16 protein-coding genes are annotated in these 17,900 nt (G+C 69.4%); 10 read left to right on the top strand and 6 right to left on the bottom strand.

The features are described from left to right. Window positions 1–453: electron transfer flavoprotein subunit alpha/FixB family protein (locus ACFXJL_RS28845; RefSeq protein ID WP_384697151.1), on the top strand; the 453-nt coding region annotated here is incomplete at its 5' end. Between the two features lie 176 nt (window positions 454–629). Continuing rightward, window positions 630–1,910, top strand: a complete 1,281-nt coding sequence (locus ACFXJL_RS28840; protein WP_384697148.1) for a DUF6986 family protein — start codon at window positions 630–632, stop codon at window positions 1,908–1,910. 21 nt (window positions 1,911–1,931) lie between these two features. Here ACFXJL_RS28840 and ACFXJL_RS28835 read toward each other — a convergent pair whose 3' ends face one another. After that, window positions 1,932–2,915, bottom strand: a complete 984-nt coding sequence (locus tag ACFXJL_RS28835; RefSeq protein ID WP_358880243.1) for a LacI family DNA-binding transcriptional regulator — start codon at window positions 2,913–2,915, stop codon at window positions 1,932–1,934. Between the two features lie 214 nt (window positions 2,916–3,129). On the opposite strand from ACFXJL_RS28835, the gene ACFXJL_RS28830 reads away from it, so the two are divergent. Then, complete coding sequence (locus ACFXJL_RS28830; protein ID WP_358880244.1) at window positions 3,130–4,089, top strand: ROK family protein; 960 nt, start codon at window positions 3,130–3,132, stop codon at window positions 4,087–4,089. A gap of 206 nt (window positions 4,090–4,295) precedes the next feature. Continuing rightward, window positions 4,296–5,345 carry an NUDIX domain-containing protein gene (locus ACFXJL_RS28825; protein ID WP_384697144.1) on the top strand — a complete coding sequence of 350 codons (1,050 nt, stop codon included), beginning with the start codon at window positions 4,296–4,298 and terminating at the stop codon, window positions 5,343–5,345. A 461-nt stretch (window positions 5,346–5,806) separates the two neighbouring features. Here the strand turns inward: ACFXJL_RS28825 and ACFXJL_RS28820 are convergent, their stop codons facing one another. Beyond that, window positions 5,807–7,174, bottom strand: a complete 1,368-nt coding sequence (locus tag ACFXJL_RS28820) for a dipeptidase (RefSeq protein WP_384697141.1) — start codon at window positions 7,172–7,174, stop codon at window positions 5,807–5,809. 108 nt (window positions 7,175–7,282) lie between these two features. Here ACFXJL_RS28820 and ACFXJL_RS28815 point away from each other — a divergent pair, with 108 nt between their 5' ends. Beyond that, complete coding sequence (locus ACFXJL_RS28815; RefSeq protein WP_358880247.1) at window positions 7,283–8,557, top strand: geranylgeranyl reductase family protein; 1,275 nt, start codon at window positions 7,283–7,285, stop codon at window positions 8,555–8,557. 402 nt (window positions 8,558–8,959) lie between these two features. On the opposite strand, the gene ACFXJL_RS28810 is transcribed toward ACFXJL_RS28815, so the two are convergent. Then, window positions 8,960–9,409, bottom strand: coding sequence for a nitroreductase family deazaflavin-dependent oxidoreductase (locus tag ACFXJL_RS28810; protein ID WP_358880248.1), 450 nt, complete (start codon window positions 9,407–9,409; stop codon window positions 8,960–8,962). 217 nt (window positions 9,410–9,626) lie between these two features. Here ACFXJL_RS28810 and ACFXJL_RS28805 point away from each other — a divergent pair, with 217 nt between their 5' ends. The 3 genes from ACFXJL_RS28805 to ACFXJL_RS28795 all read left to right on the top strand — a co-directional run bounded on the left by ACFXJL_RS28805 (window position 9,627) and on the right by ACFXJL_RS28795 (window position 12,752). Next, the gene (locus ACFXJL_RS28805) at window positions 9,627–10,427 is read left to right on the top strand and encodes a TetR/AcrR family transcriptional regulator (RefSeq protein WP_384697136.1); all 801 of its coding nucleotides are present in this window, start codon (window positions 9,627–9,629) and stop codon (window positions 10,425–10,427) included. 382 nt (window positions 10,428–10,809) lie between these two features. After that, on the top strand, window positions 10,810–12,090 hold the full coding sequence (locus ACFXJL_RS28800) for a sensor histidine kinase (RefSeq protein ID WP_384697133.1): 1,281 nt from the start codon (window positions 10,810–10,812) through the stop codon (window positions 12,088–12,090). Further along, window positions 12,087–12,752 (top strand): response regulator transcription factor, encoded by a 666-nt coding sequence (locus tag ACFXJL_RS28795; protein ID WP_358880251.1) that lies wholly within the window; start codon window positions 12,087–12,089, stop codon window positions 12,750–12,752. Before ACFXJL_RS28800 ends, ACFXJL_RS28795 begins: the two co-directional genes overlap by 4 nt. Here ACFXJL_RS28795 and ACFXJL_RS28790 read toward each other — a convergent pair. From ACFXJL_RS28790 to ACFXJL_RS28780, 3 genes are all read right to left on the bottom strand, one after another. Beyond that, the gene (locus ACFXJL_RS28790) at window positions 12,713–13,033 is read right to left on the bottom strand and encodes a DUF6332 family protein (RefSeq protein WP_384697130.1); all 321 of its coding nucleotides are present in this window, start codon (window positions 13,031–13,033) and stop codon (window positions 12,713–12,715) included. The two genes, ACFXJL_RS28795 and ACFXJL_RS28790, sit on opposite strands and share 40 nt — an antisense overlap. Window positions 13,034–13,265: 232 nt before the next feature. Beyond that, a complete protein-coding gene (locus ACFXJL_RS28785; RefSeq protein WP_384697127.1) occupies window positions 13,266–14,000 on the bottom strand; it encodes a maleylpyruvate isomerase family mycothiol-dependent enzyme in 735 nt (244 codons plus the stop codon). A gap of 73 nt (window positions 14,001–14,073) precedes the next feature. Continuing rightward, window positions 14,074–15,321, bottom strand: a complete 1,248-nt coding sequence (locus ACFXJL_RS28780; protein ID WP_358880254.1) for an MFS transporter — start codon at window positions 15,319–15,321, stop codon at window positions 14,074–14,076. 76 nt (window positions 15,322–15,397) lie between these two features. Here ACFXJL_RS28780 and ACFXJL_RS28775 point away from each other — a divergent pair, with 76 nt between their 5' ends. Continuing rightward, window positions 15,398–16,612 (top strand): ROK family protein, encoded by a 1,215-nt coding sequence (locus tag ACFXJL_RS28775; RefSeq protein ID WP_358880255.1) that lies wholly within the window; start codon window positions 15,398–15,400, stop codon window positions 16,610–16,612. Between the two features lie 279 nt (window positions 16,613–16,891). After that, window positions 16,892–17,758, top strand: coding sequence for a YhjD/YihY/BrkB family envelope integrity protein (locus ACFXJL_RS28770; protein ID WP_329014770.1), 867 nt, complete (start codon window positions 16,892–16,894; stop codon window positions 17,756–17,758). Window positions 17,759–17,900 lie beyond the last annotated feature (142 nt).

Below are 17,900 nucleotides of genomic sequence, written 5' to 3'. Positions count from 1 at the left end.
CTCAACCCCACACCCACACAACACCCCACCACCACCATCACCCAACACACACCCCGCACCACCACCGGACGCCCCGAACTCACCGAAGCCACCATCATCGTCTCCGGCGGACGCGGACTCGCCTCCCAAGAAAACTTCCACCTCATCGAAACCCTCGCCGACACCCTCGGAGCAGCCGTCGGCGCCTCCCGCGCCGCCGTCGACGCCGGCTGGTACCCCCACACCCACCAAATCGGCCAAACCGGCAAAACCGTCTCCCCCCACCTCTACATCGCCACCGGCATCTCCGGCGCCATCCAACACCGCGCCGGCATGCAAACCTCCAAAACCATCATCGCCATCAACAAAGACCCCGAAGCACCCATCTTCGACCTCGCCGACTACGGCATCATCGGCGACCTCTTCACCGTCATCCCCCAACTCACCACCCACATCAACAACCACAAAAACTAACCAAGAAGATGGATCTTGAGATCCTCTGGCGTGCCCCCGGGGTGCATGGTTCCCACCCTGCGGCCCTGGGGGTTTCTGTGGTGGTTCGATACTCGATGGACGTTGACGGAAGGCAAGATCGCCGACTAGCTTCGCGATACGGATAGAACATTCCGTTCAACGGAAAGGTCGGGGTCATGTCGGAGGAGAGCCTGGAACAGGCAGTGACGAGCCTCGACGGCGCAGTCTCCCGGGAGATCGGTGAGCTCCTCAAGCCGGTCGACGCCGAGCTGGCGCGGAGGTATCCAGGCGACCCCGGCAGCCGCCAACCCGTGCACACCGTCTATGTCCCCGCCGATCTCTTCGCCGCCGAAACGATTCGCACCTGGGGTGACCAGGCGCTGGCCGCCTTGGACGAGCACGCGCCGGACGCTGCCTCCTTCGCCGCGGTGCTCGGGCTGTCCGACGGCCTCGCCGAATCCGTCCACGATCGGGTTCGTGCACGACTGGCACGCGAGCCCGTCGATGATCTGAGGGTCGATTTCGAAGACGGCTACGGCCTGCGCTCCGATGCCGAAGAGGACGCAGCGGCCGTACGCGTCGCCCGGCTGATCTCGGATGCGTACCGGAAGGGCACCGCCGCGGCGCAGATGGGCATTCGGATGAAGTGTCTGGAAGCAGCCGTGCGCGAGCGGAGCGTCCGCACCCTCGATGTCTTCCTCACCACGCTGGTGCACAGCGGCGGACTGCCCGACGGCCTCGTCCTGACCCTCCCCAAGGTGACCTACGCCGAGCAGGTCAGCGCGTTCGTTCGGCTCCTCGAAGCCTTCGAGCACACTCATGCCCTGCCCGCGGGGCGGCTCACCTTCGAGATCCAGATCGAGACCAGTCAAGCGATCCTCGGCCCGGACGGTACGGCCACCGTCGCCAAGATGATCGGTGCCGCCGACGGGCGCGCCACCGGACTGCACTACGGCACCTTCGACTACAGCGCGGGTCTCGGCGTCAGCGCCGCGCACCAGGCGAGTGACCATCCCGCTGCCGACCACGCCAAGGCCGTCATGCAGGTGGCCGCTGCCGGCACGGGCGTACGGGTTTCCGACGGCTCCACCAATGTGCTGCCAGTCGGCCCCACCGCCCAGGTGCACGATGCCTGGAGGCTGCACTACCGGCTCACCCGTAGGGCGCTGGCGCGTGCGTACTACCAGGGCTGGGACATGCACCCCGGACACCTGCCCACGCGCTTCGCGGCCGTCTTCGCCTTCTACCGGGAGGGTTTCGAGCAGGCCGCCAACAGGCTCGCGGCCTATGTCGACCGGATCGGTGGTGATGTGATGGACGAGCCCGCCACCGCCAAGGCGCTCAGCGCGTACCTGCTGCGGGGGGTCGACTGCGGGGCCCTGGACCTGGCCGAGGTCGTCGAGCGGACCGGACTCCCGCGCAGGGAACTCGATGGCCTCGCCGCACGGGGGCGTTGAGGGGCACCGGGCTCCCGCGGCTCAGACCGAGGTCGGAGGGAGTTCGCCCGAGCCCCGGGGTATGAGCGCGGTCCGCAGTGTCACCTGGGTCGGTGTGTCGTCGGCGCCGTCCAGCCGGCGGAACAGCCGTTCCGCGGCGGTGCGGCCCAGCGCCGCTGCGTCCTGGGCGATCACGGTGATCCCCAGGAGATCCGCCAACTCGATGTCGTCGAACCCGACCAGAGCGATCTTTCGCTGGTGGTCCGCCAGCGTACGAACGGCGGTCACCGTCACCCGGTTGTTCCCGGCGAACAGCGCGGTGACCGGCTCCGGCCCGGTCACCATGCCGGTGACGGCGTCGCGCACCACATCGGGGGCGGTGGAGCCGAGCGTCATCCATGAGTCGTGCACGGGCAGTTCGGCGTCCTCCATGGCCGCCCGGTAGCCGCGCAGCCTCTCGGTGGCCGTGTGGATGCGCGGTTGGTCACCGATGAAGCCGATGCGGCGATGGCCGTGGGCGATGAGGTGGGCCACGCCGGTCCGGGCGCCGCCGTAGCTGTCGGACAGGACGACGTCTGCGTCGATCTGGCCGGCGGGACGGTCGACGAACACCGTGGCCACGCCCGCCTTGATCTCGGGCTCCAAGTAGCGGTGGTCTTGTCCCGCGGGAATGACGATCAGTCCGTCCACCCGTCGAGCACAGAGGGCGAGTGCCAACTCCTGTTCCCGTTCGGGGTCTTCGGCACTCGATCCATTGATGAGCAAGGCGCCGTGCGCTCGTGCCACTTCCTCCACCGCGCGGCTCAGGGGGCCGTAGAAGGGGTCCGCCAAGTCCTCAAGTACCAGACCGATGGAGGCAGTTCGGCCCTTGCGCAGGACACGGGCGCTGTCGTTGCGCCGGAACCCCAGGGAATCGATGGCTTCCTGCACCCGTCGTTCGGTCTCGACGGTGACCCCGGGTTCGCCGTTCACTACGCGTGACACGGTCTTCAGACCGACTCCTGCACGCGCAGCGACGTCCTTCATCGTGGGCCGAATGCCGTAGCGAGGCTCAGGTGATCGGGTCCGTCCTGGCACACGAGAAAAACGATCGGTACCGGCCACAGTGTGTAGTCCTGTCGTCATACGGTATGTGTGAAGGTGCAGCGGGTCGAGCATAGGGCCTGGACAACGTTGTCAGGGGCACGGAAACTAATCCCACGCCGTACGTCCGACCAGTTCACCGGGGGATGCCACGCAGATGCATACCGACCTTGTCGTCGCGCTGGACATAGGTGGTACCAAGATCGCCGGAGCGCTGGTGGACGGTGAGGGCCGTCTGCTGGTGAGGGTGCAACGTCCCACTCCGGCCCAGGAGGACGCCGAGACGGTGATGAGGACCGTCGAAGCGGTCCTGCACCAACTCGCGCGCTCGCCGCTCTGGGCGCGTTCCACGGCGGTCGGCATCGGCAGCGCGGGCCCGGTGGACGCCTTGGCCGGCACCGTCAGCCCGGTCAATGTGCCGGCATGGCGCGACTTCCCCCTGGTGTCCCGGGTGGGGCGGGTGACCGGAGCACTGCCCGTCCAACTCGTGGGCGACGGAGTGGCGATGACGGCCGCGGAGCACTGGCAGGGCGCAGCCCGCGGCCATGACAACGCGCTGTGCATGGTCGTCTCCACCGGGGTCGGCGGAGGGCTGGTCCTCGGTGGCAGACTGCATCCCGGACCAACAGGCAACGCCGGGCACATCGGCCACATCAGTGTCGACCTGGACGGCGATCTCTGTCCCTGTGGTGCGCGCGGTTGTGTGGAGCGCATCGCCAGTGGTCCCAACATCGCCCGGCGCGCGTTGGAGGCCGGCTGGCAGCCCCGCCCCGACGGCGACCGTTCCGCTGCTGCGGTCGCCGCTGCGGCCAGGGCGGGGGACCCGGTCGCCGTCGCCTCCTTCGTACGCGCCGCACAGGCCCTCGCGGCTGCGATCGCCGCCACGGCGACGCTCGTCGAGATCGACATCGCCGTCGTGGGCGGTGGAGTGGCCGGAGCGGGCGATGTGCTGTTCACACCTCTGCGCTGCGCACTCCGTGACTACGCCACCCTGCGCTTCGTCCAGCGGCTCACCGTTGCGCCCGCTCTGACGGGTGCTGACGCCGGTCTCGTAGGGGCCGCAGCCGCCGCCGGGCTGGGTAGTCGAGGGGGGACGGCAGCGGTCATCGGGGCCTGAGGCTGCCTCAGGGGCCGGCGCCCGCCGTGTGACGGGGTGAACATCGGGGGAGGACCGGAAGACAACTGCCAAAGGGCCCGTGACCGGCCTCTCCGCGGTTCCCAGGAGCCACTGGGGGCGGCCGGCGCGGGCCTCCGGTACCTGCCCCGGGTTTCCGTGGCAGGGTGTTCCGGACATTCGACTGTCGGCCAACAAGAGGGGGAACCGTGATCGTCTGGATCAACGGTGCGTTCGGAGCGGGCAAGACCACCGCCGCACGCGAACTGATCGATCTGATCCCGAACAGCACGCTGTACGACCCCGAGCTCATCGGTGCACAACTGCGTTTGCTCCTGCCCGCCAAGCGGCTCGCCGAAGTGAGCGACTACCAGGACCTGCCGATCTGGCGCAGGTTGGTGGTGGACACCGCGGCGGCCCTGTTGTCCGAAGTCGGCGGGGTGCTGGTGGTGCCGATGACCTTGCTCCGCCAGGAGTACCGGGACGAGATCTTCGGCGCGCTCGCCTCACGCAGAATCCCTGTACGACATGTGCTGGTACGGCCAGACGAAACGATCCTGCGCCGCCGGATCGCGGAGCGTCCCGAGCCCGTCATCCCGCAGGCCGGCGGTGGGGGCGGTCCGGAGACCAGCTGTCGACAGTGGGCGTACGACCACATCGAGCCCTACTCCGCCGCCCTGGACTGGATCACTTCGGAAGCACTCGTCATCGACACCAGCGAACTGACGCCCCAGGAGGTCGCCGTCCGGATCGCGGATGCGGTTCGCACCGGGGAGGCGCACCCCTGCGAGATCGTGCAGAGCGACCCTCCTGCCGGAGAAACCCTGGCTGCCGGGGTGCTGCTCTTCGACGAGGAGGGTCGGGTGCTGCTCGTCGATCCCACCTACAAACCCGGTTGGGAGTTCCCCGGTGGTGTCGTCGAGCGGGGTGAGGCGCCTGCCCACGCGGGAGTGCGCGAGGTCGCGGAGGAACTCGGCATCGAACTCGACCGCCTTCCGGGCCTGTTGGTCGTCGACTGGGAACCCCCGGCGCCGCCTCGTTTCGGCGGTGTGCGGTTGCTGTTCGACGGGGGAGAACTCCCCGCCGAGGCTGCCCAGCGCATCCGGTTGCCCGACGCCGAGCTCAGAGCCTTCCGGTTCGTGGCGGAGCAGGAAGCCCAACGACTGCTGTCACCACGGCGGTACGAGCGGCTCCGCTGGGCCCTGCGCGCCCGTGAACGCGGTACCCCGATCTACCTGGAGGGAGCCGCGCCCCTCTGAATCGGAAGCCCGGTGGGCCCAGGCGCCTCAGTGCGGTGGTGTGCTCCGGGACCGTCCGATCTCCGGGACCGCCTTGTCCCTGGGATCGTCCAAACTCCGGGACTTCTCCGGGCGGCGGCATCACGGCCCGGGCGACGGTGTCCGTGCACTCCTTTGGGCCACACCGGTGCCGCCTTCCTCCGCGGATCGCCGGCCCGTCGAGTCCTTCCGTCCCGGGCCGGGGCGCATCCCGAACTCCGACACCCGTGACTCAGACACCCATGACTCCGACACCCGTGATGGCCGTACGGCCCTGGCTCCTTCGTTCCTGTTGCCCAGTACGAGGAGGAGCCGGGGCCGTACGGTTGGGGTTCAGCACGGTGACCTGACCTGACCTGACCTGACCTGACCCTCGGCCGTCGGTCCGTCGTGTCAGCTGCCGGACGGAGGCGAACCCCTGTGCGGTTGTCGTGCCGGTGGGCTCAGGATGCCGGCCGGCTCATCGCGTAGTTGCGCAGGAACAGGGCCTCCGTGATGGACAGCCGTTCCAATTCCTGTGGCGACACGGACTCGTTCACCGCGTGGATCTGGGCTTCCGGTTCGCTGAGCCCGATCAACACCATCTCCGTCTGCGGATACAGCTCCGCGAGTGTGTTGCAGAGCGGGATCGAGCCGCCCATGCCGGCGGACTGCATCTCCTGGCCCGGGTACGCGATCCGCATCGCATCGGCCATCGCCGCATAGGCCGGACTGCTCGTGTCCGCCTGGAACGGTTCGCCCTGGCCCACCTGTTCCACCGCTACGCGCGCTCCCCACGGAGTGTGCGCCTCCAGGTGCTTCAGCAGCAGTTCGGTCACCTCGCCCGCGCGCTGGCCCGGCGGCACCCGCAAGCTCACCAGGGCGCGGGCGCTCGCCTGCACCGAAGGAGTGGCTCCGACCACCGGAGGGCAGTCGATGCCCAGCACGGTGACCGCCGGCCGGGCCCAAATACGGTCCGCGATCGACCCCGAGCCGATCAGTTTGACTCCGTCGAGCACCTTCGCATCCCGACGGAAGTCCTCCTCCGGATACTGGAGTCCCTGCCAGGCGTCGCCGTCGTCGAGACCGTCCACGACCGTCGAACCGTCATCGGCGCGCAGGGAGTCGAGGACACGGATCAGCGCGGCCAACGCATCGGGCGCGGCACCGCCGAACTGACCCGAGTGGAGGTTCCCTTCGAGCGTGTCAATGTGAACGCGCACCATCGTCATTCCGCGCAGGGTCGCGGTCACCGTCGGCACACCGGCCCGGAAGTTGCCGGAGTCCCCGATGACGATGGCATCGGCGCGCAGGAGGTCGGGGTGGGCTTCGGCGTACCTCTCCAAGCCGCCCGTGCCCTGCTCTTCGGAGCCCTCGACGATCACTTTGACCGCGACGGGCACTCCGCCGTTCGCCTTGAGCGCCCGCAGTGCGAGCAGGTGCATGATGAACCCGCCCTTGCAGTCAGCGGCCCCCCGGCCGTACCAGCGGCCGTTGCGTTCCGTGAGCTCGAATGGCGGACTGACCCACGACTCCAGGTCCAGCGGGGGCTGCACATCGTAGTGGGCGTACAGCAGAACGGTCGGCGCGCCCTGCGGGCCAGGCAGGAAGCCGTAGACGGACTGGGTGCCGTCCGGAGTGTCGAGGAGTGCCACGTCCTCGAAGCCCTCGGCACGCAGTGCGTCGGCGCACCAGGCCGCGGCGGCTTCACACTCGCTCCGGGGGAACTGCGCCGGATCCGCGACCGATCGGAAGGCCACCAACTCCGCCAGCTCCGCCCTGGCCGCAGGGAGCAGGGCGCCGATGGTCTCGGCAATCGGATCGGCAGTCATGGGCACGCTCCTCGTGGGTGCGACGTTATGAGTGTGTGTACGGCGAATGTGCGGTCGATCCTCCCACAGCGGTGCGGGACGAACGCGCCGTAGGATGCCGTCGAGACCATGGGGCACGCGTCGGATCGGGAGCAGAAGTACATCGTGAGCAGCGAGAACGGCGGCACCGGGGCAGAGGCGGAAGCACAGGGGCACGACGGCCCGGTATGGGACGTCGTCGTCGTCGGCGCTGGGCCCGCCGGGGCATCAGCGGCGTACGCGGCGGCGGTGGCGGGCCGTCAGGTGCTTTTGGTGGAGAAGGCCGAACTCCCGCGGTACAAGACATGCGGCGGCGGCATCATCGGCCCGTCGAGAGACAGCCTGCCGCCCGGATTCGAACTTCCGTTCCGTGACCGCGTGCATGCCGTCACCTTCTCCTTGAACGGCCGCCTCACCCGCACTCGCCGCTCGAAGAAGATGCTCTTCGGGCTGATCAACCGCCCGGAGTTCGATGCCCAGCTCGTTGAGCACGCGCAGAAGGCGGGGGCCGAACTGCGGACCGGGGTCACGGTCTCGCGCGTGGAGCAACACGGGCCCGCCGTGCCCGACCGGCGTACGGTCGCCGTGGTCACCTCGGACGGGGAGACCATCCTGGCGCGGGCCGTCGTCGGTGCGGACGGCAGCGCCAGCCGGATAGGAGCTCATGTCGGGGTCAAGCTCGACCAGGTCGACCTGGGTCTGGAGGCCGAGATCCCGGTGCCCGACTCCGTTGCCGAGGACTGGGCGGGGAGGGTTCTCATCGACTGGGGACCGATGCCGGGCAGTTACGGCTGGGTCTTCCCCAAGGGCAAGACACTGACCGTCGGTGTGATCTCCGCCCGCGGGGAGGGCGCGGCGACCAAGCGCTATCTGGAGGACTTCATCGCACGGCTGGGGCTCGCCGGTTTCGAACCCGCGATCTCCTCCGGGCATCTGACCCGCTGTCGCAGCGATGACTCGCCGCTCTCGCGCGGTCGGGTCCTGGTGTGCGGGGACGCGGCGGGTCTGCTGGAGCCCTGGACCCGTGAAGGGATCTCCTTCGCACTGCGCTCGGGTCGGCTCGCGGGGGAGTGGGCCGTTCGGATCTCCGAGGCACACGATGCCGTGGACGCCCGACGGCAGGCGCTGAACTACGCCTTCGCCATCAAGGCCGGGCTGGGAGTGGAGATGGCGGTCGGTCGTCGACTGCTCGGCGTCTTCGAGCGCCGTCCTGGATTCATCCATGCCGTGATCACCGGTCTGCGGCCGGCCTGGCGGGTCTTCGCCGACATCACACGCGGCTCGACAACCCTGGCCGGACTCGTCCGCACCAGCGGAGTCGCGCGCCGGGCGTTGGAGACCCTGGACCGTCGCGTCCAGGGGTGATCCCCGGAGCCCTCGGTGCGCCACCTACTCGCTTGCGGGGTGCTTGGCGGGTGCTGGCGGGTGCTGACTGGCGGTTGCGCGGGATCGGGTGTCCGTGGGGTGGCTGCTGGCCGCGCTCCACGGGCCGTCAGGCCGGGTCAGACCGGGCATGAGGTGCCGAGGTGCCGTCGGTTGTTCCTCGCGGCGATGGGTGCGGTGCTCGCTCCCCGACCGCACTGCGGTCGGCGGCGCCCGATGCTGGAGGTTGCCCGTGCTCGTGCCTGGTCGTGGTCCGTGCCCGGTCGTGGGTGGACGCGTCGTGTCCGTCGCTCGACCGGCCCAAAGGCTCCCGATCGGCCGAAGGCATTCGGTTGAGGCTCGTCAGGGGCTTCGATGTGGGCTCCTCGCCCATGGGGACGCCGCTCATCGAGTGACCGTGATCCGGAAGACCGGGTGTCGATGGGCGGCTGACAGCAACTCGGCGTCGGATGACTTCGCGTTCACCTCGCCGAAGAAACGGCCGACCTCCCAGCCCCAACGCTCCAGATAGGTGCGTAGGACGACCGGCTTCTCCTCGTCCGTGAGTTCGGTCGCGGTGAACTGTCGGACCTTCCGTCCCACCGTGAGCCGCCCACCGCCGGCTGCCCGCATATTGCGCACCCAATGGGACTCTCCGCGGGCCGATACGAGGTACGGGCCCCCTTCGTAGGGGAGCGGGTTGACCGGCACGCTTCGCCACTCGCCGCTCGTGCGCCCGCGCACGGACAGCTCGGCGGTGCCCATCAGGCTGACGCCATGACGGGCGAGCCAGGCAATCGCCTTGTTCATGGCGGTGTCCACGCGGTTGGGTGCGATGTAGTGGCGCTGGGTCATGGGGGCTCCTCAGTCGATGTACCGGGCTGGCCCGGGTGAGTGCCCGGGCCCATGGGTCGACCATGACCCAGGGTGCGGGGAAATGGCCTTTCGAGAGCGGTGCTCTCTCTTGAGATCAGTCTGCCTGCGGTGATGCTCCAAAGCAAGAGCAGTGCTCTCATTTGCGTCTACCGCTCTTGTTATTGGTCACTGCTCCGAAACGTGAGAGACTCACGCCATGACCAAGATCCGTGGGGCCAGGGAGAGAGCCCGAATCGAAGTCACCGCGGCCATCAAGGACGAGGCCAGGAGGCAGTTGGCGGCAGAAGGGGCGGCGAAGCTCTCCTTGCGTGCGGTCGCCCGCGAGCTGGGCATGGTCTCCTCGGCCCTCTACCGCTACTTCCCCAGCCGGGACGAGCTTCTGACCGCCCTGATCGTGGACGCCTACGAAGCCGTCGGAGCCGCCGCGGAAGCCGCCATTGCTTCGCCTGCCGCCCCGACCGCCCGCACCGCAGCCGATACGTCAGACATGTCAGGCACACCTGACGCTGACACATCTGCCGTGTCCGACGCGATGGTGACCGATCACCGTGCCCGCTGGATCGCACTCTGCTCGGCCGTACGAGCCTGGGCACTCGCCCACCCCCATGAGTACGCCTTGATCTACGGCTCTCCCGTGCCCGGCTACGCCGCCCCATCGGACACCGTCGTCCCCGCTTCCCGGGTGGGCGCCGCCATGATCTCCGTGGCACGTGATGCCCACCGAACGCGTGGTCTCGCGCTGCCCCCGCTCGACGATGAGTTGAGCGCAGAAGCCGAGCGGCTCGCCGACCAGTTCGGGCCCGACCTTCCGCCGTCCGTCGTGGTGGCCCTGGTCGCGGCCTGGTCGCAGCTCTTCGGGTTGATCTCCTTCGAACTCTTCGGTCAGTTCCACCGGGTGGTGGAAGAGCGCGACGCCTTCTTCACCCAGGCCGTCCGTCGGCTCGCACACGAGGTCGGTCTGCTGGCGCCCCTGTCACCCCACCCCGCCCGGCGCTGATCCGATACCGAAGCGCTGATCCGGTACCGCAACGTCCCCGGCGAACGCGGACACTCCGGGTGGGGACGGTGGGGACGGTGGGGACAGGCGGAAACGCGGGGGAAGGGTCGGGGATGCCGCCACCCCGATTGCTCGCCGAGATCAGCAGGAGAGCAGCCCGGTGGGAATGCCCGTCGGGAGTGGCCGGTGGGAAGGCCCGTCGGGAATGGCCGGGCTCCGTCGCCGCCCTCCACCAGGCGATGCCCTCGTCCCCAAGGCGCGCGCCGCACAGCCGACCTAGGACACGCCTCCGCCCCCATCGGCCGTGTACTGCGTGGGGAGTATCCGCGAGCACCACGTGGAGCGGACGCCATGTCGGCGGCCCAGGTCTAGCGTGGCCGTCATGGAAGACCTGCGCTCCCGCCATCGTGGCCGTCCCCCCTGGGCGCAGGGCGACTCGCCCGGGACCCAGGAGGCCGAACGGGTGGGCTCGCCCCTCCTTCGGCTCTGGGAGACCAGACGCTGTTCCGGTGCCATTCCCTGGCCGTCGACCCTCGTGGTCACCGTCTTCGTCCTGGTCGGAACCGCTTTTGCGGCCAAGGGACAGAACCGCGCACCGCTGGACGCCATCGGTTGCGTACTGCTGCTGGTGGGCCCCGCCCTTCTCCTGCTGCGCAATCGCTGGCCTGTGGTCTGTGTCTTCGGTGTGGCCACGGCGACGCTGCTCTATCTGGCTTTCGGGTATGCGTACGGTCCCGTCTTCGTCCCCCTGGCCGTGGCGGTCTTCGCCGCGGTCGTCTCCGGGCACAGATCGGCGGCCTGGTGGGCACTCGGGGGCTTCTGGGTGGCCAATCTGCTTCTGGGGCACTGGCTCTACCGCCATCTGCCACCGGGCGACGACGGAAGCGCGCCCTGGGGTCGGGAGCTGGCCTTCGCCGCATGGATCGTGGCAGTGCTCGCTGCCTCCGAGTTGTTCCGGGTACGGGGAGAGGTGCTCGCCCGCGCGCGGGCCGAGCGGGCACGTGCCGAGCAGCGCCGTGCCGACGAGGAACGGCTGCGCATCGCCCGTGAACTCCACGATGTGCTCGCCCACTCCATCTCCGTCATCAATGTGCAGGCCGGAGTCGGTCTCGCCCTCCTGGACAGTGATCCCGAACAGGCGCGGACCGCGCTCACCACGATCAAGGCGGCGAGCAAGGAGGCGCTGGGGGACGTACGACAGGTGCTGGATCGGTTGCGTACGCCCGGCACGGCGCCGCTCGCTCCGGCCCCGGGCCTCGACCGGCTGTCCGAGCTCGCCGAACAGGCGGCCCGTGCGGGCCTTCGCGTGAGTGTGGAGACCGAGGGCAAGGCCGTACCGTTGCCGCCCGGCACCGATCTCGCGGCATTCCGCATCGTCCAGGAAGCGTTGACCAATGTCGTACGCCACTCGGGCTCGCGGGTGGCGCGGGTGCGCATCGCGTACGGCGAGGGCCGACTCGTCCTGCGGATCGACGACGACGGGCCTGCCACGGGCACGGATGCCGGAGGCAGTGGCAACGGCCTCGCCGGTATGCGGGAGAGGGCCGCCGCCCTCGGTGGGACGATCGATGCGGGACAACACGATGAAGGGGGCTTCCGAGTGGTGGCCGATCTACCGTTGAGGTCCCGGGAGTCGGGCGCGATCGACGGGGAGGCACAGTGATCCGCGTACTGCTCGTCGACGATCAACTTCTGGTCCGTGCGGGCTTCCGGGCACTGCTGGACGCCCAGCCCGACATCGAGGTGGCCGGTGAGGCCGCGGATGGTCAGACGGCGGTGCACCTCGTGCACGAACTACGCCCGGACGTTGTGTTGATGGACATTCGCATGCCCGTGTGCGACGGACTCGCCGCCACCCGGCAGATCACCCGTGACGAGCGACTGAGCGAGGTCAAGGTCGTGATGCTGACGACCTTCGAACTCGACGAGTACGTTTTTGAAGCGATCCGTTCGGGAGCTTCGGGCTTCCTGGTCAAGGACACCGAGCCCGAGGAGTTGTTGCGGGCGGTCCGGGCCGTGGTGGCGGGTGATGCACTGCTGTCGCCGGGGGTGACCCGTAGGCTCATCGCCGAGTTCGCCGCCCGTTCCAAGGCCCCCGCGGACGCCGATGGCCTGGCCGAACTGACCGAGCGGGAACGCGAGGTGATGGCCCTGGTGGGCATCGGACTGTCGAACGAGGAGATCGCCCGCCGGCTCGTGGTCTCTCCGTTGACCGCGAAGACCCACGTCAGCCGGACGATGGTGAAACTGGGGGCCCGCGACCGGGCGCAGTTGGTGGTACTCGCCTATGAGTCGGGTTTGGTGCGGCCCGGTTGGTTGGGCTGATCCGGCCGTCGACTGCCGCGGGTCGCTCCTTTGAACCGCCAGAGCACGGTCACCACCCGGGCGACGAACACCAGCGCCGCGCAGGCACTTGCCAGCACGAGCAGTCCTTGTTCAAGGGCGTACGGCCCGGTGAACAGGAGCTTCGGGGCCGCGATGGCACCGAACACCACGGCGGCGGCGAAGGCTGCGCTGAGGAGTGCGTACCCGATCTCGACGGTGATCGCGTCCCGATCTGCCGGTGTGCGCCGCGCCGAGTGGTCCGACGGTGGCTCTTCCCCCATGGAGCCAGTGTCACAGGGAGGTGGCCCACGAGCAAGGAACTCCGTGGCCATCTCCCTGTGACACTGGTCGGTGTGTCGGTCAGTCAGTGGGGTCGCTTCCCGGGCTTGTCACGCCATCCACCGACCACGCGTGGGACAGGAATCGACAGGGAATCGGAGGCGCCACGGCCGGTTGGATCGCACATGGGCTCGGCGCCTGGGCCAGGAACCCGATCCATCGAGTGAGGCGGTGTCAGACTGCCGACCGCTCGCGCCACAGCTGGGCCACCTCGGGGTCTCCCTTGAGCGTCACGGTGCTCAGGGGCAGACGGTTCCACAGCGTCAAGTACAGCTGTTGGGCCGTGCCGATCAACTCGCAGTCCGATCCTCCCTTCGCGTCCCTGACCGTGTGGGGAACGTCCGTGGAGATCTGCATCGTCCAGACGTCTTCGGTGTCGGTGGTGCGGACGCGTAGCCGGAGTGGCGTTTCGGAGCGCACCCGACTCCTGGGGCGGGCGTGGAACCCGGTCAACAGCTCATCGACGCCGTCCGCTGCGAACTCGGCGGACACCGGTCCCGGGCCGCCCCCCAACGCGGACTCCGCGTCCACGCGGTGGATCGCCGTCTCATGGGCCTGCCGCCGCGCCCAGAACGCCAGGGGTGACGGAGCCGGCAGGAACGTCCAGCACGCCACCTCCTGGGGCGCGGTGGCCAGCGCGTCCACCAGTGCCTCGTGCCCTTCGAGGAACCAGACGACCAGGTCATCGCCGTCCAACCCCGGCTCCCGTACCAGTGGCCTGAACGTGGCGTGCTGCTCCACCAGGAACGCAGTCGCCCAGCGGTGCACCTCGCCCGTGTGGCGAAGGACATCCCGTACCTGCCAATCGGGGCAGGTCGGTACGGGAGCTTCCAGGCCGGCCGTCCGAGCCGCGGTGGCCAACGACCGGCCGTCCTGAACGAGCGACGTGATGAGTTCTGCCGTCTTCATGGCGCGATTCTGCCACTGAGCAGCGCAGGTAAGCCGGCTGCCCGGTGCGGTCTGATGCCGGAATGCGCGCAGGTCAGCTGTTGGACGCCGGTGCCCAGCGGCTTGTTACGGCGGGGCTGCTCGGTCGGCGAGCCGTGTACCCGATGACTGCTGCGCCCGCACAGGCAGCCGCGACCGTCATGAGGGCCACAGGGAGCGAGAACCAATCGGTCAGGAAGCCGATCACGGGCGGTCCCAGCAGCATGCCGGTGTAGCCGAGCGTCGAGGTGGCCGCGACTCCCGCCGGGCCTGCCACCGTGCCCGCCCTGGCCACGGCGACGGGGAAGACGTTCGCGAGGCCGATGCCCGCCACGGCGAAGCCCGCCAGTGCCCATCCCACGGTCGGCGCCAATGCGCTCAGCAGCATGCCCACTGCCGCGGTGGTTCCGCTGGCGACCAGGGTCGGGGTGGGGCCGAATCGTTCCAGCAGCAGGGTTCCGGACAGTCTGCCCACCGTCATCGTGCCGGCGAAGAGGGAGTAACCGAGCGCCGCGACACCGGGAGAGGCCCCGAGCCCCTGCTCCAGATGGAGTGCGCCCCAGTCGGCCATCGCTCCTTCCCCGTAGGCGGTGCAGAGCGCGATCGCACCGCAGAGCAGGACCAGGCGGCGCGTACGACCCGTCAGACGGTCGCGGGTGGAGGTGCGCTCGATGCGGGTGGGGGACGGCAACGGATGGCGTAGGAGGACCGGACCCGCATATGCGGTGATGCCCAGCCCCACCAGGGCGAGCAGCGTGAGGTGGACGGTGGGGGAGAGGCCGCCGGCGAGGAGGGCGCCGAGGCCGGCACCGACCATGCCACCGAGGCTGAACGCGCCATGGAAGACGGGCATCAGCGGACGTCGTTGGGCCGCCGCCAGATCGACCGCCGCACTGTTCAAAGCGACGCTCAGTGCTCCGTACGGCCCGCCGAACAGCAGGAGCACCAGGCCGAGCGTCAGTGCCGAGTGCATCAGCGGGGGAAGGGTGATGCTCAACGACATCAGTGCGGCGCTGGCGACGACGACGGGTGCGTTGCCGAAGCGCCGGCACAGTCGTCCGGTCAGGGACATGGTCACGATGCCACCCGCGGAAACCCCGAGGAGGGCGAGCCCCAGGGCGCTCGGTGAGGCGCCGGTCTGCTCCTTGATGGCCGGGATGCGGACGACCCAACCGGCGAAGAGAAACCCGTCCACGACGAAGAACACGGTCAGTGCGGTGCGAAGGCGGGTCAGGGAAGAGGGCGCGGTGTCCCCGTGCGGTCCCCCCGGAACGGCCGATCTGAGTTTGTTTAATTGCGGCACAAAGTGAGTGTAGGGGGAGGGGCGCGATCCGGACAAGCCGGCTGCACAACCCGCGGACCATGGGAGACTCGCCCCCATGAACGGCAAGGTGACGAACGCCCGGACAAGGCTGGAACGAGGCCGCGGGGCACTCGGCCCCGCCCTGGAACTGGTGCACACGGGGCGGGCGCCCACCCGATCCGTCCTCACCGCCGAACTCGGTGTCACGCGTGCCACCGCGGGTGCCGTGGCCGCCGAGTTGGAGGCGCTCGGTCTGATCCGCGTCGACTCCCGCCCCGCAGCGGCGGCCGGCTCCCAGGGCAGACCGTCCCACCGGCTCTCCGTCGATGACTCGGGCCCCGTCGTGCTCGCCGCCCAGGTCCACGCCGACGGGTTCAGGGCGGCGCTGGTCGGGCTCGGTGGCCGCATCGTCGCCACCGCGCCCGGATGCCTCACCGTCTCCTCCGACCCCGCGCAGGTGCTCGGCGCGGTCGTCGCAGCGGGCGCGGCCCTGTGGCGCGACAGCGGAAGACGCTGCGTGGGTGCCGGGCTCGCCGTCCCCTCAGCCGTCGCCGAGCCCGAGGGCACCGCACTCAATCCCCTGCACATCGCCTGGCCCGCGGGGGCACCCGTACGCGACATCTTCACCGAGCAGGTACGGGCCGCCGGTATCACCGGACCCGCCTTCACCGCCAACGACATCAACCTCACCGCTCTCGCCGAACACCGCCATGGCGCCGGCCGCGGAGCCCACCACCTGCTCTGTGTCGCCACGGGTCATCGCGGCGCCGGTGGGGCGCTCGTCCTCGACGGACGCCTCCACACCGGTAGTTCGGGGCTGGCCCTCGAAGTCGGCCATCTCATCGTCAATCCCGAGGGGCGTCCCTGCCATTGCGGCAGCCGCGGATGCCTCGATGTGGAAACCGACCCGATGGCCTTCCTCAGCGCGGCCGGCAGAGCGCCCGGCCCCGAGGTGGGTCTGTTGCACCAGTGCCGGGAGTTGTTGCGTTCCGAGTACCACGACCCCACGGTGCGTGCCGCTGCCGATGCCCTGATCGACCGCCTCGGCCTCGGCCTCGCCGGGTTGGTCAACATCCTCAACCCCGACCGCATCATCCTGGGGGGACTCCACCGCGAACTCCTGTACGCCGACCCCGACCGGCTGCGGGCTGTGGTCGCCGACCGCAGCCTGTGGGGGCGCAGCGGCGGGGTTCCGATCCTCGCGTGCACCCTCGATCACAACACACTGGTGGGCGCGGCGGAGTTGGCCTGGCAGCCCGTACTGGACGACCCGCTCGGAGCGCTTTCCTGACGGTGGAGCCCTAGGCACGGCGACTCTCCCAGGGGCCTCATCCGTCCGCACCGGTCGTGGCACGCGCCGACCGAACTCCCGAACAGCTCAACGCCAGGTACCGGGCCGCGCTGCACCGGGGGAGCGCGCGGAAGCGGAAGGTGACGGCTGCCCGGTGTGTCGGCCCTCGGCGTACGGGGAGGGCCTGAGTCGCTCGGCAGCGGCGCAGAGAGGGGCCGCACCACCCATCCGGGGGCATCGAAGGCACCTCGTCACCGAGGAGCGGGTAGGCCACGACCCATGACCCCTGAGCCCGCCGGCGCGGGCCGTCAGCCGCACCGGCTCCAGCGCCTCCACCGAAGAATCGCCACCTCGCCCGTCGGTCTCGCCTGGAACCGTGGTCGGGAGATCGAACTACTCCACCGCGCCATGGGCTTCGCCGCACTCGGCTTCCTGACCCTCGTACCGCTCCTGGTGGTCGTGGCCGCCGCCGATCCCGCCAGCAGCCAGGGCTTCGCCCGTTGGCTCGGGCAGGCGCTCGGTGTGTCCGAGCCTTCGCAGGAGGAGGTCGAACGCCTCTTCGGCGTGCCGGGGGAGGCGCTCCAGCGGACCACCGCCTTCGGCCTCGCCGCGCTCGCCGTCTTCGGGCTGACGTTCGGATCAGCGGTGCAGACCGGCTACGAGAAGGTCTGGGACCTCCCCACCGCCCGCTGGCACACGATGTGGCGTCACATCGTCTTCCTCGCCCTCCTGGTGTTCTCCCTCCTGCTCTTCGTCAACACGCCCACCCCGGAGCCCTCCCGATCGGTCGTCGGGACGATCGCCGGTGCGCTCGCGGATCTCGTGGGCACCTTCCTCTTCTTCTGGGTCGCCCAGCGACTGCTACTGGGGGGCCGGGTCCGTTGGCGCGCCCTGCTGCCCGGTGCCGTCGCGACCGCCCTCGCCATGCTGGGGCTGCGCGTCTTCTCCCAACTGGTCTTCTCACCACTGATCGCGTCGAACGCCGTCACCTACGGCCCCTTCGGCACGGTGCTGGTGCTCCAGTCCTGGCTCGTCGGAGTGGGAGTCGTCGTCTACGGCGGTGCCCTCGTCGGTCGGCTCTACCACGAGGAGCGCCTACGGCGACGATTGGAACGCGAGTTCCAGATCGCCCGCCATCCCGACTGACACCGAGCGCACCCCGGATGGAGCAGTCCCCGAGGCGGTGGGCTACTCCCGGCGAGGTATGCGCACTGCCGCTGCCCGTAGGACGACGGTGCCGGTGCCCCGAGGGAGCCTCGAAGAGGAACACAAGGGTTCTCCAATGAGG

Origin of the sequence: Streptomyces sp. NPDC059256, from assembly GCF_042753785.1 — a bacterium.
Taxonomy (GTDB): Bacteria; Actinomycetota; Actinomycetes; order Streptomycetales; family Streptomycetaceae; genus Streptomyces.
Note: the sequence above shows the minus strand (reverse complement) of the source record. Positions and strands in the feature narration are given on the sequence as shown.

Coding starts and splice junctions, on each gene's coding strand:
- ACFXJL_RS28840 (WP_384697148.1), top strand. CDS start 630: ATGTCGGAGGAGAGCCTGGAACAGGCAGTGACGAGCCTCGACGGCGCA.
- ACFXJL_RS28835 (WP_358880243.1), bottom strand. CDS start 2,915: ATGAAGGACGTCGCTGCGCGTGCAGGAGTCGGTCTGAAGACCGTGTCA.
- ACFXJL_RS28830 (WP_358880244.1), top strand. CDS start 3,130: ATGCATACCGACCTTGTCGTCGCGCTGGACATAGGTGGTACCAAGATC.
- ACFXJL_RS28820 (WP_384697141.1), bottom strand. CDS start 7,174: ATGACTGCCGATCCGATTGCCGAGACCATCGGCGCCCTGCTCCCTGCG.
- ACFXJL_RS28815 (WP_358880247.1), top strand. CDS start 7,283: ATGGGGCACGCGTCGGATCGGGAGCAGAAGTACATCGTGAGCAGCGAG.
- ACFXJL_RS28810 (WP_358880248.1), bottom strand. CDS start 9,409: ATGACCCAGCGCCACTACATCGCACCCAACCGCGTGGACACCGCCATG.
- ACFXJL_RS28805 (WP_384697136.1), top strand. CDS start 9,627: ATGACCAAGATCCGTGGGGCCAGGGAGAGAGCCCGAATCGAAGTCACC.
- ACFXJL_RS28800 (WP_384697133.1), top strand. CDS start 10,810: ATGGAAGACCTGCGCTCCCGCCATCGTGGCCGTCCCCCCTGGGCGCAG.
- ACFXJL_RS28790 (WP_384697130.1), bottom strand. CDS start 13,033: ATGGGGGAAGAGCCACCGTCGGACCACTCGGCGCGGCGCACACCGGCA.
- ACFXJL_RS28785 (WP_384697127.1), bottom strand. CDS start 14,000: ATGAAGACGGCAGAACTCATCACGTCGCTCGTTCAGGACGGCCGGTCG.
- ACFXJL_RS28775 (WP_358880255.1), top strand. CDS start 15,398: ATGAACGGCAAGGTGACGAACGCCCGGACAAGGCTGGAACGAGGCCGC.
- ACFXJL_RS28770 (WP_329014770.1), top strand. CDS start 16,892: ATGACCCCTGAGCCCGCCGGCGCGGGCCGTCAGCCGCACCGGCTCCAG.